The organism is Streptomyces sp. Y2F8-2, from assembly GCF_014905555.1.
Taxonomy (GTDB): domain Bacteria; phylum Actinomycetota; class Actinomycetes; order Streptomycetales; family Streptomycetaceae; genus Streptomyces; species Streptomyces cynarae.
The window spans coordinates 1-15,878 of record NZ_BNGS01000015.1 but is presented as its reverse complement, the minus strand read 5'-3'; the positions used below and the strand labels follow the sequence as shown (position 1 = coordinate 15,878).

Here is a 15,878-nt window from a genome sequence, read left to right as displayed (position 1 = left end):
CGAGTTCGGCGCCGCCGGCCACGGCAGCACCCCCGCAGTCGTCACGGCCGTGCGACACCGGCAGGCGATGACTTACGTCACCTCCCCCGCAGTCCACAGGACCCAACTGCCCCGTCCTGAGCCGTCCTCCGACCGTCACTGTCCCGTCGGGGGCTGTCCTCCGACCGTCAACTGACCGATGTGCGGCGTCCACCCCGGGCGAAGAGTGGAAGCACGCAGACTTCGTCCCACGGAGGGGAACTTCTGTCATGCATCGCGATCAGTCACCACTGCGGGCGCGTTCGGCGCCCGAGCTCGTGCCGTCGTTGTTGCTGGACCTCGACCAGATGCTGGACGAATTCACCCGGCAGCCCATGCGGGCCAAGTTCCGCTTCGACGTGGACATGCCCGCGGTGATCACGGTCGAGTTCGCGGCGGAACGGGGACCCACTCTCATCTGGCACATCGGCCGTGAACTCCTGTACCGCGGAGTGACGTCGATGAGCGGGGCGGGCGACGTGCGGATGTGGCCGACTCTGCCCGGAGAACGGCCCTCGTCGTGGCTGCTTCTGGAGTCCGAGGAGGTGGAGGCCTTGTTCGAGATCCCCACCGCGCCGCTGGCGGAGTGGCTCGACGCCACCTACCGCGTCGTCTCGGCCGAGACCGAGATGGACGGCTTGAACTGGGACGGCTTCCTCATGGAACTGCTCGACGGCCCGCAAGCGCCGTCCGAATGACCGCCCGCCCGTCCCGAGCGGACGGGGACTTACCTCCCTCACGTCACCAGTTAGAATGGTGACGCGAAGGGTTGCGGTCGTCGGCCCAGTGGGTGGCCACCGGCACACGTGCGCCGCCACGGGCGCCCGACGACAAACGCTTTGCGGCAAGCCGCGAGTGCGGCGGACGAGGAGGAATGACGTGAGGACAAGCAACCCGATCTTCTCCCGCTGGGGCGCCACCCGTGACGCAGGCCCGGCGGGCGCGCACCAGCGTGAGCCGATGGGTGCCACGGTCGGCGGCAGCCCGGCCGGCGACTACCGGACCAACCCGTACGCCTCCCCCGCCGGCACCGGCCTGCGCGCCGGCTCGACCGCGGTGACCATGGACGACGTCATCGTCCGCACCGCGACGACCCTCGGCACCGTGGCCCTGACGGCGGTGCTCTCCTGGCTCCTGCTGCCCGTCGACGAGGCGAACATCGGCCGGTCCTACGGCCTCGCCGTGGGCGCCGCCCTCGTCGCCTTCGTGCTGTCGCTGGTCCAGTCGTTCCGGCGGACGCCGTCTCCGGCGCTGATCCTCGGGTACGCGGCGTTCGAGGGTGTCTTCCTCGGCGTGTTCTCCAGCACGGTCTCGACCTACATCGCGCCGGGTGTGGTCGTCCAGGCCGTCCTCGGCACCTTCGCGGTGTCCGCGGGCGTGCTCATCGCCTACCGGATGCGCTGGATCCGGGTCACCCAGCGGTTCGCCGGATTCGTCGCCGCCGCCGCGACCGGGTTCCTGCTCCTGCTTGTCGCCGACTCCCTCTTCTCCGCCTTCGGCGCCGGCAACGGCCTCGGCTTCCACAGCGGCGGCCTCGGCTTCGCCTTCGGCGTCATCGGCATCCTGCTCGGTGCGGCCTTCCTCGCCCTCGACCTCAAGCAGGTCGAGGACGCCGTCGCCTACGGCGCCCCGCGCCAGGAGGCCTGGCTGGCCGCCTTCGGTCTCACCCTGACGCTGGTCTGGATCTACCTGGAAGTGGCGCGCGTGCTCTCCCTCTTCAACAACGAGAACTGAGTTCGCTCCGACGCCGCAGGGGCATGCGCGCCGCGCATGCCCCTGCGGCATGTCCGGACCCCCATACCGGGCGGCCAGAACCCCGCACCGAACCGGGCTCGTTCGCATGACGACGGCACGAGCACGCCACCCCATGCGTTCCGGGACCCACGAGACCGCCAGTACGGTAGAGGCATCCCAAGTGCCCTCACGAGCAGGCCCGTACCAGGTCGGCAGAGTGAACGCGGCCCTCGCCGCCGGTTACGTCCTCAACAAGCCGTCGGTGGGATTCGGCTCGCAGACGCTGGAGCCGATCCGCCGTAGACGGCCGCCTGCGCCGCCTGGCCGCCCCCGCCTTCACCGCGCGCCGCCCGCCGAACTGGCTCCGCGCATCGAGCGGATCGCCCACGACCTGATCGACTCCATGCCGCCCGCCGGTGCCATCGACCTCGTCGAGGCGTTCCACGCGCCGCTGCCCGCGACGGTGATCGCCGGACTCCTCGGCATCACCGAGCAGCACGACGCCGACTTCCGCCGCTGGTCGAGCCATGCCCTCCAGCTCGCCTCGCCCGAGCACCGCCCGCACCGGCCTGCACCATTGCTGGCCGGTCTGATCGCGGACAAGCTGCGCGTCCGGGTCCCGTTCGTACGACACGAAAGTCCCGGCCCGCGCCTCGGGGCGCGGGCCGGGACGGCACCGGAAGCGGGGTCCGGGGTCAGACGGTCCGGGTGCGCAGCTGCCGCGACTTCCAGCCCAGCAGCAGGGCCTGGAGGATGAACCACACCCCGCCGCCGGTGGCGTACACCGACAGCACGTCGAGCGAGGGATTGTCGCCCGCGGCCTGGATGTTGTAGAAGATGCCGACGACGAACGACAGCCCGCCCGAGATCAGGGTCGGCCACTGCTTGCCCAGCTCGGGGCCGCGTCGCCGCAGTCCGACGATCACCTGGGCGGCACCGGAGACGACGGCCCAGACACCGAACACATGGAGCACCGGGGCCACGCCGCCCGCGCCGGCGATGCCGACCGCGATGGCGGCCAGCGTGCTGAGGACCCCGTTGAACGCGGTGACACGGCGCTCGGAACCGTCTGGGGTGGCGCGGTAGTCGATCAGCGAGGACACCGCGTCGATCAGCGGGTAGACGACCAGCAGCGTGATCGCCACCGCGTCGACGTGCTCGTGGGCTCCGGCGAACGCCAGGGCCCACGCCAGGGCCAGGACGCCACGGCCCAGGTGCAACCTCAGCAGGGAGGAGCGCTCGCCCGTCGTCGTCGGGTTCGGAGGCGTCGATGTCTGCGTGCTCATGGTGGTTCGGCCTTTCTCGGGTCGGGGAGTCGTTCGCGGACCGGCCGGTCAGTGCCGGGACGGGGAGACGCAGCGGAAGCTGGAGGCGGCAGCCGTGTCGCCGTGGCCCTTGTAGCGGGACACCGACGGGTAGCTGCACAGATCACGGGTGACCGTCTGACCGTCCGCGTTGATCAGGGTGGCGGGCAGCGTGTTGGGCGCCTTGCCGTGCTCGACCCAGGCGGTCAGCGCGGCGAGGGCGTCAGCCGAACCGTCAAGGCCGTTGAGGCCGCAGTGGTCCGTGTTCGGGGCGAGGAAGAGACGGTAGAAATCGTCGACCCGCTTGGGACCGCCCATCTCCCGCTCGACCTGCTGGCGGTACTGCACGGTGCCCTGAGTGGGGATGTACTGGTCGGCCTGGCCGTGCCAGGTCAGCAGCTTGCCGCCGGACTTGAGGAAGGCGGACAGATCCGGGTCGTCCGTGCCCATGACCTTGTCGTACTCGACCTCGGACTGCTTGAACAGCCGTGTGAACCGGCTGTAAGTGATCTTCGAGACGTCCAGGGACGGGTCCTTCGCCACCCACAGCCTGACCCAGTCGGCGGGCACCGGGAACGGCGCTCCCTTGACGTTCCCGTTGGCGTCGGGGTCGGAAACACCGGCCAGAGCCGCCAGGTTGGCCCCGATCGGGACGCCGGACCACAGCTTCCTGCCCGACGGCGTGCGCGGACCGTCCCAGATCTTGCGCACCACGGCCGCGTCGGCCGCCGTGACAGTCAGCTCCTTGCCGTTGCACACGACCTTGGTGCCGATCAGCCGGCGCGGGTCGAAGTCGCAGCGGGACGCGTCGTTGACGAGGCCGTCCTCGACGCCGTCGAGCGGGTCGCAGGCCCTGACGGCGGCGTCGGTGAAGGCCTTGAACTCGCAGGGGGCCGGGTAGGTCTTCTCGTTGTTCATGACCACCTGCGGCCACAGGGTGGCGACTTCGAACTCGTCCCAGTTGATCGCGGGCGCGTCGGCGAGGATGCCGTCGTAGTCGGTCGGGTGGCGCTGGGCCTCCATGTAGCCCTGGCGTCCGCCGGTGGAGCAGCCGGTGAAGTAGGAGTAGGAGGCGCGCTTGCCGTAGACGGCGTCGACGACCTCCTTGCCGACGACCGCCGCCTCGTGCTGGGAGCGGGAGGCGAAGTTCTTCAGCAGGGCGGTGTTGACCTGCCCCTTGCTGTTCAGTGCCCAGCTGGTGTCGAGGGCGTCGCCGACACCGGCGTCCGTGGTGGTCGCCGCGTAGCCGTTCTTGACCGCGGTGGCCAGACCGACATTGTTGTCCCCGGCGAGGTAGGCGGCGCCCCCGAGCCCCTGGAAGCGGCCGTTCCAACCACTGACGGGCAGCCAGGTCCGCACCTTGGCGTGGTCGCCGTCGCCCGGGTGGGTGAGGGTGACCGTGACCTCGCAGAACGCCGGGACGTCGGTGACCGTGCCCTGCAGGACCCCGGTGCCCTGGATGGTGCCGCCCTCTTGGTGGAGCGTCGTCACGGACTCCACCTTGGTGCCGGCCGGGGCCTTCACCGACACCGTGTCGCAATTGAGCGGCGTGGAGGCGGTGTTCCGGGGTTCCGCCGACGCGGTCGGCAGGTACACCGCGGCAGCCAGCGGCACTCCGGCCGCGAGGACAGTCAGAAGTCGTCGTCTCATGGGTATCCATCCAAGGAGTGGGTGTGCGCCTGGTCGGCGGCGACACATGTGTAGGGCGGATGAGCAGGACAGTGGCTGGGGCGGCGGCCTCGCCGCGGACGACGTCCGCGCGTACGCCTCCCTGACCTGGGTGTGCGACCCGAGGCGGCCTCGGGTCCACCGAAGACTGATCCGGACCTTATCACCGGTTGAAGGGGTGACTGAAGGGGTGGGTTTGAACTTCGGGTGAGCCAGTGGCCGGACGCTGCGGCCGGTTCCCACTCTGGACGCACACCGGGCACCCGACGACAGTCAGTTGACGGTCCGCGTCGACGGAATCCGGCCGAGGACGGTGACGAACGTGTTAGGTCATTCGGCGGGGCCCGGGGCCGTCCCAGCCGGGCATCGCCCGCCCGAGTCACGTCACACCTGGTCCGCTCCCCCGGCCACGCCGCCGTCGCGCTCCTCCCGCAGCCACCGGGAGTGGTACCGCTGCGCCCAGGACCGGCTGACGTACCCGGTACGCATCCCGAGCCGCGCCTCCGGATCCTCGAAGGCCTTGCGCATGTGCCCGAGGACGACGAAGGTGATCGTCCAGGCGAGCAGGTCGTGGACGAAGATCGCGCTGGTGCGGGAGATGAAGGGCAGCAGCCCCATGAACCACATCAGCAGGCCGGTGACCATCATGACCAGGACGGCGCCGGCGATCCAGCCGGCGTAGAGCTTCTGCCCCGCGTTGAACTTGCCGGCCGGGCGCGCCTCGGGCGCGGCCCTGCGCCTGCGGACGGCCCGCAGCCACTGCCGGTCGTACACAGCGAACCGGTTCAGCCTGCGCAGGTCCGCGCGGAAGTCGGCCGAGAGGAGTCCCAGCAGGAAGGGCAGCGGCAGCGAGATGCCCGACCACTCGTGCACCGTGACCATCAGGTGCCGCCGCCCGACCAGTTGGGCCAGCGGCCCGAGGTACAGGCAGGCGGCGGAGACCAGACACACCAGCATCAGGTAGCCGGTGGCCCGGTGGACCATGCGCTCGGCGGTGTTGAAGCGGCGGACCCGGTCGGAGGGATCAGGCCGCGTCGCTGTGCCGGTCGGCGCCGTCGAGCCAGCCGTCGATCGCATAACCGCGTTCCTCCCAGTAGCCGGGAACGACCTTGTCGGTGACCGAGATGCCGGAGAGCCACTTGGCCGACTTGTAGAAGTACATGGGGGCCACGTAGAGACGGACGGGTCCGCCGTGGTCGTGGGTGATGGGCTTGTCCTGCATGTTCAGTGCCACCAGGACGTCCGGGCGGCGCGCCTGCTCCAGGGTGAGACTCTCGGTGTAGGCACCGTCGAAGCAGGTGAAGCGGACCGCCGCGCCCGAGGAGCGCACCCCGGCGGCGTCCAGGATGTCCGCCAGCTTCACCCCTTCGAAAGGAGTCTTGTCCACACGCCATCCGTCCGTGCACAGCACGTCGTGGACGACGCGGGTCTGCGGCATCGCGCGCAGGTCGGCGAGCGTGTAGGTCTTCGGCTTCTCCACCAGTCCGCCGACCGTCAGTTCGTAGTTCGTCTCGTCCTTGTGCGGCACCGAGCCGACGACGCTGTAGTACCGGAAGCCGCCCGGATTGGGCAGCAGGCCGGTCAGCCCGGTCGCGTCGACCTGGGAGGCGGCGCCGAGGAACCCCTCCCAGCCGCGCTGGAGGTAGGGCGCGGCGGCGAGCCCCGCAGCGCCCGCGCCGAGCATGCCCAGCATCGCCCGCCGTCCCACCGGTGCGCCCTCGGCCCTCGGCTTCGGCTTTCCTGCCATGGTCAGTGTGCTCCTTCGGAGTGGTGACGATCCCGGCGAGGTGCAGCCGCACGGCAGACGGCGCCGGCCGGGTGGGTCCACACGTGTGAACACCGTCGAGCCATGCAGCGACATCGTCACCAGTTCAACTGGTGACGATATTTGCACGGCCGCTTCGGGCTGTCAACAACACGTCCAATGGGGTCAGGCGGAATGTGCCCGTTCGACATGTGCCCATGCACACACCTGCGTTCCGACGGCCGGAACCTGGCAAGGCCACGACAGGTGCTACGCTCTGAGGGCCGTAGACCTTGTATCGAGGAGTCGCAGACGTGGTGGGTGACGACGACATCTCCGGGTGAGATCCGGATCTGACGGCCACCGGCCGGCGCTCAGGAGCGCTGCCGAGGTGGTCCGTTTCGTCGTACCCCTTTTCCCACGTCTGCCCAGGGCAGAACTCCAAGCTCTGCCCTCAGTCCCTCTGAGGTCGCTTTCATGTCCGACGCCGCCATCGTCTGCTCGAACCTCTCCTTCGCCTGGCCCGACGACACCCCGGTCTTCGACGACCTGTCCTTCGCCGTGACCCCCGGCCGTACGGGTCTGGTCGCGCCCAACGGCTCCGGCAAGAGCACCCTGCTGAAGCTGATCGCAGGCGAACTCAAGCCCGCCACCGGCTCGGTGACCGTCAGCGGCACGCTCGGCCACCTCCCGCAGAGCCTGCCCCTGACCGGGAACCTCACGGTCGCCGAGGTGCTCGGCGTCGCCCAAGTCATCCGTGCCCTGGACGCCGTGGAGTCGGGCGACGTCAGCGAGGAGCACTTCGCCACGATCGGCGACGACTGGGACATCGAGGAGCGCACCCGCGCCCAGCTCGACCGTCTCGGCCTGGCCGACCTCACCCTGGACCGCAGCCTCAGCACGCTCAGCGGCGGCCAGGTCGTCTCGCTCGGCCTCGCCGCCCAACTGCTCAAGCGCCCCGACGTGCTCCTGCTCGACGAGCCCACCAACAACCTCGACCTGCAGGCCCGGCACAAGCTCTACGACGTGCTGTCGGACTTCACCGGCAGTCTTCTCCTGGTCAGCCACGACCGCGCGCTGCTCGACCGCATGGAACGCATCGCCGAACTCCGCAGCGACGAACTGCGCCTGTACGGCGGCAACTTCACCGAGTACGAGGCGGCCGTGCGTGCCGAGCAGGAGGTCGCCGAGAAGAACGTCCGCAACGCCGAGCAGGAACTGAAGCGGGAGAAGCGGGAGATGCAGCAGGCCCGCGAACGCGCCGAGCGCCGCGCGAGCAACGCCGCGCGCAACCTCAAGAACGCCGGTCTGCCCCGCATCTTCGCCGGCAACATGAAGCGAGGCGCCCAGGAGTCCGCGGGCCGGGCCGGGCAGATGCACGCGGCGCGGGTCAGCGAGTCCAAGGCCCGCCTCGACGAGGCCGGGCGCGCGCTGCGCGAGGAGCAGCGCCTCACCCTGGAACTGCCCGACACCAAGGTGCCCGCCGGTCGCAACCTGTTCCTCGGCGAACGGATGCAGGTGCATCTCGGAGACCAGGCCGTGTTCGCCGAGGGCGGTGTCGACCTGACCGTCCGGGGCCCGGAGCGCATCGCACTGACCGGCCCCAACGGCGCGGGCAAGACCACCCTGATGCGTCTGATCACCGGCGACCTCGCCCCGGACAGCGGGGACATCAAGCGCAACGACGGCCGGATCGCCTACCTGTCGCAGCGCCTGGACCTGCTGGACCTGGACCGTACGGTGGCGGAGAACTTCGCGGCGTTCGCCCCCGAGCGCCCCGAGGCGGAGCGGATGAACCTGCTCGCCCGCTTCCTCTTCCGGGGCGCACGGGCACACCTGCCGGTCGGGGTGCTCTCCGGCGGTGAACGGCTGCGCGCCACCCTGGCCTGCGTACTGTGCGCCGAACCGGCCCCTCACCTGCTGCTGCTCGACGAGCCGACCAACAACCTCGACCTGGTGAGCGCGGGGCAGTTGGAGAGCGCGCTCAACTCCTACCAGGGCGCCTTCATGGTGGTCAGCCACGACGAGCGGTTCCTCGCCGAGATCGGGGTCAGCCGCTGGCTGCGGCTGGCCGACGGCGTGCTCAAGGAGACGGGGGCCCCGACGGTGTGAGCCGCCGGACGTGCAGTGGCCCGCGTCCGAGGCCGTGCGCCCGGCGGGCCGACCCTCGATCACGTTGGACGGTTTCCTGTGCCCCAGCCCGCTCTGCTCGCCCACGACCTGGTCCGCTCCCTGGGCGGACGGCGTGTCCTCGACGGCGTCTGTCTGACCGCGTCCCCCGGTCGCCGCATCGGCCTGATCGGGGAGAACGGCGCCGGAAAGTCCACCCTGCTGCGGGTGCTCGCCGGCGTGGACCAACCCGACTCGGGGAGTGTCATCCGCCCCGGCGACCTCGGCTTCCTGCAGCAGGAGATGCCGTTCGACGCCGACTCGACCATCGCCGCGGTGCTCGACGAGGCGCTGCGCGAGGCCCGCGAGGACCTCGCGGAGCTGGACAGGCTCGGCGAGGAGCTGGCCCGCGTCCCGGAGGACGACCCCAGGCACCGCGAACTCCTCGACACCTACGGCAGGCGGCTTGACCTGGCCCAGGACCGGGAGTCCTGGGACGCCGACCGCCGCGCCGCGCTGGTGCTGGACGGCCTGGGCCTCGGCGCGCTCGGGCACGACCGCACGCTCGGCTCGCTGTCGGGCGGGCAACGCGGCCGGCTCGCCCTGGCCGCGCTGCTCGTGCGCAGGCCGTCGGCGCTGCTCCTTGACGAGCCGACCAACCACCTCGACGACGGCGCCGCCGCCTTCCTGGAGGAACAGGTCCGCGGCCTGCCCGGGACCGTGGTGGTCGCGAGCCACGACCGGGCGTTCCTCGACGCAGTCTGCACCGACCTGATCGACCTCGACCCGGCGGTGCACGGCCCGGTCCGCCACGGCGGCAACTACAGCGCCTATCTGGGCGAGAAGCGCGCCGAGCGGGAGCGCTGGGAGCGGCGGTACGCCGAGGAGCAGCAGGAACTGGAGGAGCTGCGCCGGTCGGCGGGCGTGACCGCGCACCGGGTCGCCCCGGACCGGGGCCGCACCGACAACGAGAAGATGGGCTACGGCCACCGGGCCGGCCGGGTGCAGAACCAGATCTCCCGCCGGGTCCGCAACGCCACCCGGCGGCTGGAGGAGCTGGAGCGCGCCCAGGTCGCCGAGCCGCCGCGCCCGCTGCGGTTCGCGGCCGGAGACCTGGCCGCGCGGGCGGAGGACGGCCCGCAGCCGCTGGTGTCCCTGCACAACGTGCGGGTGCCCGGCCGTCTGGCACTGGACGGCCTGGAGGTGTCGGCGGCCGATCGGCTGCTGGTCACGGGCGGCAACGGGGCGGGCAAGTCGACGCTGCTCGCCGTGCTGGCCGGACGGCTGCCGGCCGCCGAGGGCGAGGTGCGCAGGCGACGCCGGCTGACGGTGGGCTTGCTCAGCCAGGACACCGTGTTCGACCGGCCCGAGCGCACGGCGCGCGACACCTACGAGCAGTCGCTGGGTTCGGAGCGGGCCGAGAAGGTGCCGCTGACCTCGCTCGGTCTGTTGCACGAGGCGGACCTGGGCAAGCCGGTCGGGCAGCTGTCCGTGGGGCAGCGCCGGCGGCTGGCGCTGGCTCTGCTGGTGGCCCGCCCGCCCCAGCTGTTGCTGCTCGACGAGCCGACCAACCACCTGTCCCCGGCCCTGTGCGACGAACTGGAGGCCGCGCTCGGCCCGGGTCCCGGCGCGATCGTCCTCGCCAGCCACGACCGCTGGCTGCGTCGGCGGTGGCAGGGGCGCGAACTGCGGCTTCAGGCGGAAGGCGGGCAGCGGGAGAGCGCGGCGGAGCGTCCGGCTCCCGGGCCTGACGGGCGCACCACGCATCGGTGTCGTACGATCACTTCCCCATCTCACGGGGGTGACCGCATGGAAGGGTGACGGTTCTCGTTGCGGTGCTTGCACCCCATGGCGTCACCTGTCAAAATGGTGATGTGAATCTCAACCATGTCTTCGTATGCGGGCACCCGGCACTCGACTTCGCGGCCACCCTCCGCGCCCGGCGCTCGACCCGGTTCGAGATGTTCGTGACCCCGGAGCGGCTCAACGCCTGGTACCTGGAGTCGGGACTCGTGGACACGATCACCCCTGGCAAGGAGGACGACGTCCGGGAGGCGATCGCCGTGCGCGAAGCGATCTACCAGCTCGTCACCAACCGCCGTCTCGGCGAGGAGTTCGACCGCCAGGCACTCGCCGTGGTCAACGGCGCCGCGCGCAAGACCCCCGCGACTCCGCAGCTCACCCTCACGGGCCGGCACACCGAGGCGACCCCCGAGCAGGCCCTGGCCACCGTCGCCCGGCAGGCCGTCGAACTGCTCAGCGGCCCCGACGTCCCCCTGATGAAGGAGTGCGGCAACCCCGAGTGCACGCGCGTCTACATCGACCGGTCACGAGGCATGCGGCGGCAGTGGTGCGGCATGGAGTCCTGCGGCAACAAGTACAAGGCCGCCGCCTACCGCGCGCGCAAGAAGACCGCGTCCGCCGTGACCGCGCGCTGACCCCTTGGCCGGGGCCTCGTGCGGTCCCGGCGCTTGCAGGGATCAGCGCCCGCAAGCGCTGCCAGGGTCTTGAGGAACCTGTGCCCATCAGTGCGCCCGGCGTCCCGCGCACGGGCGGCGGGTGGCCGCCCGTGCGCGGGGCGAGGAGGCAGCCGCGCCCTCGACGTGCGCACCGGCTACGGCGTACCCGTCCTGCTGCACCAGGATGAGGTGCCGCACACCCGCCGCGACTTCCTCGGCCAGGTGTCAGCCGGCAGGTGTGGCGCAGGCATGGCGGCCCGGTGTGCGCCCGTGGGCCGTGCACGCCCTGCGCGCTGGAGGAACCGCCCATGTTCCGGTCTCGGAACCCCGCGCATTCCCCTCCCCGAGGGCGCTCGACCTGCCCGACGGCCCCCCTCCCGTGCACACACAGGGGCACACCGGCGGCCACTGCGCCTACCGACTGACCGACAGCGGCATCCACACCGACCGCTCCAGCACGGACCCGTGCACCACGGTTCGGCGCAGGAGGCGCCCTTGCGGTCCGTGAGCGCGCCGCAAAGTGACGGATCCGGACCCACATGTCGGGTGGCCCCGGTCACCCGGACCCATGTGCTCAGCCCCGACACACACATCCCCGCGAGGGTCGTCACGGAAGGTTCGGTGACACACCTGCCGGGCAGTCTGTGCCAAGGAGCCCCGTGCGGGTGGCGGCCACGTGCCTTGAGCGGCCGAAGGAAAGCCGGCACCAGCTACCTGCACAAGCGCATCGGCGCTTATCGTGAAAAGTGAACATGCCCGGCGTACCGTCTGGCGTCGACACTTATCTGCACGGGCCCGTCGGCGTGGGTACCGTGCGCACAATCATCCATATCGAGGAAGTGAAACGGTTGTGACCAGCCAGTCACCCGCCCCGCTCCGATCGCGGTTGGTAGAACAAGCCGCGTCGGACCTGGAGGAGAACCGCCGTCAGCAGCAGGAGCTGGCGGAAAGGCTCATGGTGTTGAAGCAGGAGGAGGCCCTCCTGTCGGACATCCTGAGCCTCGCCCAGCGGTACGAGGGCTTCGCGGACTCGTCACGTCTGCCCGAGCAGTTGCAGGACGAGCCCGTCGTCGCAAAGCCGAAGCGAGCCCCTGCCGAAGCCGCTGCGCGACGCTCGGCCTCGGCCAGGACCACTTTGGCGGGTGACGCGGCGAAGGCCGGCGCGAAGGGGAAGTCGCGTCGGCCTCTGCTCGGTGACCTCCTGTTGGAACTGCTCGGCAAGCACGACGGGCCGCGCCTGGCGAAGGAACTGCGGGACGAACTCCTGGAGAAGTACCCGGACCGCAACCCGACGCCGCAGGTGGTGCGGAACACCCTCGAATCCCTGGTCGCCAAGGGACGCATCCAGCGTCACAAGCAGCAGCGTTCGGTGATGTACACCCTCGTCAAGTCGCGCGTGGCCGGCTGACACCTCCGCTCGTCCCGCGCGCGGTGGCCCCCGCGGCCGGACGCGGGTGTGTGCGTGCGACGCTGGCCGCCGCGCGGACAGGTGAGGCACCCCGGGCGAGGAGTCCTGCTGCAGGACCGCATCCGCCAGTCGTGCACCCTGGGCGACGCCCTGGCCCAAGCCGGGACGCCCAATGCCGCGTCCGACCGCTGCTCCTCCACGTTGAGCACGGGATCCTGCAGCCGTGCCGCCAGAGCCGCCCACCCGGGACTGTCGACCAGTTGGGCGGAGTGGCCTGCCGTGGCCGAGGGCACGGCCGACAGCGGGCGGCCGGCGCTGAGTTCGGTGGGGGCGAGGTGGAACCGGACTTCCATCCCGGAACACACACTCGGCTGCCGGCACTCACTCACAGGTGTGACCTCGTCGGGGTGCGCGCCCGCCGCATGCTTCCTAACCGCGCCATATGTTGTCGAACGCGGCGCCTTCTACACCCCGGCGCAACCGTACGGCCTCCAGTTCCGTCACCGCGTCCGCGACGGCGGCCAGCACCGTGTTCGCCGCGTCCCCGTCCGGGCTCTCGCGCGCGTCCGACGGGGTGTCGCCGATCCCCAGGACGGCCGTCAGAGTGGCGAGGACCGGATCACCCGAGGCCCGACGCTCCTCCGCGCGACGGCGCTCCGGGGAGTCGGCCGGCATGGTCCGCGTGAACCACGACCGGAGCCCGTGACCCCGCGGGCGGACGACGAGCCCGGTCCGTTCCAGGTCGTCGACGTAGGCCGCGGCGAGTTCGCTGCCGCGGCGCCACAGCCAGTCCTCGACCGTCTCGTACGGCTCCCGCCGGACGAGCGAGGAGAGGGCCTGGTCCAGCAGACGGTCGTCCGTCGCCACCCGCGGCCCGGGCACCATGCGGTCGCCGTCCAGCGTGAGCGCCCCGCTCTCCAGCAGATCGACCGCCTCCGCCCCCGCCAGCGCGAGGGAGAGGTCGCCCTGTTCCACGGGCCGGTGGGGCGGCAGTCCCAGGGCGACGAGCGCCAAGTCGCGTGCGATGTTCATGAGTCTCTCCTCGTCTCCAGCAGGCGCAGCCACACCTCGCTGATCGTGGGGAAGGCGGGTACGGCGTGCCAGAGTCGCTCGAGGGGCACCTCCGCGGTGATGGCGACGGTGGCCGAGTACAGCAGTTCGGCGACCCCCGGCCCGGCGAAGGTGGCGCCGACGACGACCTGACGGTCCCGGTCGATGAGGACGCGGGCCTTGCCCCGGTAGTCGGGGCGGTACTGGAGGGCACCCGCGAGGTGGCCGATCTCGTAGTCGACGACCTCGACGGCGCGACCGGTGCGCTCGGCCTCGCGGGCGGTCAGGCCCACGGAGGCGACCTCGGGGTCGGTGAAGACGACGCCCGGGACGGCCTCGGTGTCGGCCGTGCTGCTGTGCGGCGCCCAGCGGCCGGTGTCCAGTTCCTCGCCGCGGGCCCGGGCACCGATCACGGCACCGGCGATGCGGGCCTGGTACTTGCCCTGGTGAGTGAAGAGCGCCCGGCGATTGACGTCTCCCACGGCGTACAGCCAGTTCCCGGGGACGGCGGTGACCGTCAGGCTGTCGTCGGTGGCGATCCAGTCACCCGGGGCGAGTCCCACGGTGTCGAGCCCGATGTCCTGCGAGCGCGGGGTGCGGCCGGTGGCGAAGAGGATCTCGTCGGCGGTGAGTTCACCGCCGTCCGACAGGGTGATCCGGACCTCTCCGTCGCGCATCCGCTCCGCGGCGACGACGGAGACGTTGAACCGCACGTCCGCGCCGGCCTCTCGCAGCCGCTCTGTGACCAGTTCCCCCGCGAAGGGTTCCATACGGGGCAGCAGCCCCGCCTCCCGGGCGAGCAGGGTGACCCGACTGCCCAGCGCCTGCCAGGCGGTGGCCATCTCGACGCCCACCACACCGCCGCCGACGACCGCCAGGCGGCGGGGCGGCTTCCGGGCGCTGGTCGCCTCCCGGCTGGTCCAGGGCCTCAGCTTCTCGATCCCGGGCAGCGGGGGCAGGGCCGCACGGCTGCCGGTGCACAGGGCGACGGCGTGCCGGGCGCGTAGACGGACGGTGTCGCCGGCCGGGGTCTGCACCGACACCTCGCGCTCCCCTACCAGGCGTCCGTGGCCGCGCAGCAGTTCGATGCCTGCCGACTTGAGCCACTCGACCTGGCCGTCGTCCTTCCAGTCGGCGGACATGCGGTCGCGGTGCGCCAGGACGGCCTCGGTGTCCAGCGGGCCCTTGACGGCGGGGCCGAGCCCGGGAACGTGTACGGCGTCGGCGCGGAGCAGGGCCGGGCGCAGCAATGCCTTGCTGGGTTCGCAGGCCCAGTACGAGCATTCGCCGCCTGCGAGTTCGCTCTCCACGATGACGGTGCTCAGGCCCGCGGCGCTGGTGCGGTCCGCGACGTTCTCGCCGACCGGTCCTGCGCCGATCACGATGACGTCGTAGGTGCGGATGTTCTCGGTCGTCATGTGCGCTCCGGTGGATGGACGTCGGCCGGTCGGACAGGTCGGACGGGTCGGACGGACGGGGTCTGACGGACGGGTCGGCCGGATGGGTGTCGTAGCCGGTTGATGTGGCGGTCCCGGCACGGCGGGGAGGTCGGCCGCGCCGGGACCGGGTCTCAGCGGCCGGGGGCGCGCTCGGTGACCTCCTGGAGGAACCACTCGTTGCCGTCCAGGTCCTTGAAGGCCGCGAAGGTGCCGTAGCTGGCCCGCTCGGGGTGCAGACCGGGGACGCGGTGGGAGTCGCCGGCGTGGTGGAAGGCGCCGGTCTCGTCACGGAACGGGCCGGAGACCTCCACACCGCGGGATTCCAGCTCCTTCTGGGCCTCGACGATGTCGGTGACGGTCAGCTGCAGGCCGTGGAGTGTGCCCGCCTCCTGCCCGGTGAGACCCTCGCCGAAGATGATCGAGCACTCGGAGCCGGGCGGGGTCACCTGCACGATCCGGTAGCCGTCGTTGATGGGGAAGTCGGCGTCGAGGCGCCAGCCGAGCTGCTCCGCGTAGAAGCGCTTGGCACGGTCCACGTCGGACACCGGGAGAATGACGACTTCGAGCTTCATGTCCACGGCTGTGACCCTGCTTTCGATGGTTCGGACAATCGGACAGTGGGTTGGGTCGGTGGGCGGTGCCACCGAAGACGAACGTGCCGAGCGTGAGCCCCGCTGTGAGCACCGTGACCACATCCGCTTCCGGCACTCACGGCCAGGTCGGTGGGCGCTGTGTCCTCACTGTCGGCCGCGAGCGATGTGTGCCACATCAGTCACCTGACGGTGTGTCCCTGCCGGTCCTCCGTCACGGGCCCCTTAAGAGGTCCTAACAAAGGCGTTGGACGTGGCGGTGTGTGATGAGGCAGGTGGCGAGGCCGAGGAACGCCTCATGGATGTCGTCTCGCCGCTCCCAGCGGATCCGCAGGCGGCGGAAGCCGTGTAGCCA

General features: G+C 71.1%; 14 protein-coding genes and 2 pseudogenes. 7 read left to right on the top strand and 9 right to left on the bottom strand.

The features are described from left to right. Window positions 1-248 precede the first annotated feature (248 nt). Together SY2F82_RS36140 and SY2F82_RS36135 are read left to right on the top strand one after the other, a co-directional pair. Window positions 249-716, top strand: a complete 468-nt coding sequence (locus SY2F82_RS36140; RefSeq protein ID WP_200423341.1) for an SsgA family sporulation/cell division regulator — start codon at window positions 249-251, stop codon at window positions 714-716. A 181-nt stretch (window positions 717-897) separates the two neighbouring features. After that, entirely contained in the window at window positions 898-1,752 is an 855-nt protein-coding gene (locus SY2F82_RS36135) for a Bax inhibitor-1/YccA family protein (protein ID WP_200423340.1), read from the top strand. 187 nt (window positions 1,753-1,939) lie between these two features. On the opposite strand, the gene SY2F82_RS36130 is transcribed toward SY2F82_RS36135, so the two are convergent. The 5 genes from SY2F82_RS36130 to SY2F82_RS36110 all read right to left on the bottom strand — a co-directional run bounded on the left by SY2F82_RS36130 (window position 1,940) and on the right by SY2F82_RS36110 (window position 6,471). Then, window positions 1,940-2,386 (bottom strand): hypothetical protein, encoded by a 447-nt coding sequence (locus SY2F82_RS36130; protein ID WP_200423339.1) that lies wholly within the window; start codon window positions 2,384-2,386, stop codon window positions 1,940-1,942. Window positions 2,387-2,447: 61 nt separating this feature from the next. Further along, window positions 2,448-3,038 carry a DUF308 domain-containing protein gene (locus tag SY2F82_RS36125; RefSeq protein ID WP_200423338.1) on the bottom strand — a complete coding sequence of 197 codons (591 nt, stop codon included), beginning with the start codon at window positions 3,036-3,038 and terminating at the stop codon, window positions 2,448-2,450. Window positions 3,039-3,086: 48 nt separating this feature from the next. Beyond that, complete coding sequence (locus SY2F82_RS36120; RefSeq protein ID WP_200423337.1) at window positions 3,087-4,706, bottom strand: tannase/feruloyl esterase family alpha/beta hydrolase; 1,620 nt, start codon at window positions 4,704-4,706, stop codon at window positions 3,087-3,089. A 402-nt stretch (window positions 4,707-5,108) separates the two neighbouring features. Next, window positions 5,109-5,801, bottom strand: a complete 693-nt coding sequence (locus tag SY2F82_RS36115; protein WP_200423336.1) for a cytochrome b/b6 domain-containing protein — start codon at window positions 5,799-5,801, stop codon at window positions 5,109-5,111. Beyond that, the gene (locus SY2F82_RS36110) at window positions 5,749-6,471 is read right to left on the bottom strand and encodes a molybdopterin-dependent oxidoreductase (protein WP_200423335.1); all 723 of its coding nucleotides are present in this window, start codon (window positions 6,469-6,471) and stop codon (window positions 5,749-5,751) included. Before SY2F82_RS36110 ends, SY2F82_RS36115 begins: the two co-directional genes overlap by 53 nt. 474 nt (window positions 6,472-6,945) lie before the next feature. Here SY2F82_RS36110 and abc-f point away from each other — a divergent pair, with 474 nt between their 5' ends. The 5 genes and pseudogenes from abc-f to SY2F82_RS36090 all read left to right on the top strand — a co-directional run bounded on the left by abc-f (window position 6,946) and on the right by SY2F82_RS36090 (window position 12,444). Then, on the top strand, window positions 6,946-8,580 hold the full coding sequence (gene abc-f, locus SY2F82_RS36105; protein WP_200423334.1) for a ribosomal protection-like ABC-F family protein: 1,635 nt from the start codon (window positions 6,946-6,948) through the stop codon (window positions 8,578-8,580). 78 nt (window positions 8,581-8,658) lie between these two features. Beyond that, a complete protein-coding gene (locus SY2F82_RS36100; protein ID WP_236042000.1) occupies window positions 8,659-10,398 on the top strand; it encodes an ABC-F family ATP-binding cassette domain-containing protein in 1,740 nt (579 codons plus the stop codon). Window positions 10,399-10,451: 53 nt separating this feature from the next. Next, the gene (locus SY2F82_RS36095) at window positions 10,452-11,015 is read left to right on the top strand and encodes an ABATE domain-containing protein (RefSeq protein ID WP_200423333.1); all 564 of its coding nucleotides are present in this window, start codon (window positions 10,452-10,454) and stop codon (window positions 11,013-11,015) included. 165 nt (window positions 11,016-11,180) lie between these two features. Continuing rightward, window positions 11,181-11,475 (top strand): annotated as a pseudogene (locus SY2F82_RS39330) (MBL fold metallo-hydrolase); the annotation flags it as partial. 411 nt (window positions 11,476-11,886) lie between these two features. Next, window positions 11,887-12,444 (top strand): hypothetical protein, encoded by a 558-nt coding sequence (locus SY2F82_RS36090; RefSeq protein WP_200423332.1) that lies wholly within the window; start codon window positions 11,887-11,889, stop codon window positions 12,442-12,444. Between the two features lie 429 nt (window positions 12,445-12,873). Here SY2F82_RS36090 and SY2F82_RS36085 read toward each other — a convergent pair whose 3' ends face one another. The 4 genes and pseudogenes from SY2F82_RS36085 to SY2F82_RS36070 all read right to left on the bottom strand — a co-directional run. Further along, on the bottom strand, window positions 12,874-13,476 hold the full coding sequence (locus SY2F82_RS36085; protein WP_200423331.1) for a GPP34 family phosphoprotein: 603 nt from the start codon (window positions 13,474-13,476) through the stop codon (window positions 12,874-12,876). Further along, a complete protein-coding gene (locus SY2F82_RS36080; protein ID WP_200423330.1) occupies window positions 13,473-14,912 on the bottom strand; it encodes an NAD(P)/FAD-dependent oxidoreductase in 1,440 nt (479 codons plus the stop codon). The genes SY2F82_RS36085 and SY2F82_RS36080 overlap by 4 nt, the downstream gene beginning before the upstream one ends. 152 nt (window positions 14,913-15,064) lie before the next feature. Continuing rightward, complete coding sequence (locus tag SY2F82_RS36075) at window positions 15,065-15,511, bottom strand: VOC family protein (RefSeq protein WP_200423329.1); 447 nt, start codon at window positions 15,509-15,511, stop codon at window positions 15,065-15,067. 247 nt (window positions 15,512-15,758) lie between these two features. Next, window positions 15,759-15,878: pseudogene (locus tag SY2F82_RS36070) on the bottom strand (IS5/IS1182 family transposase); the annotation flags it as partial.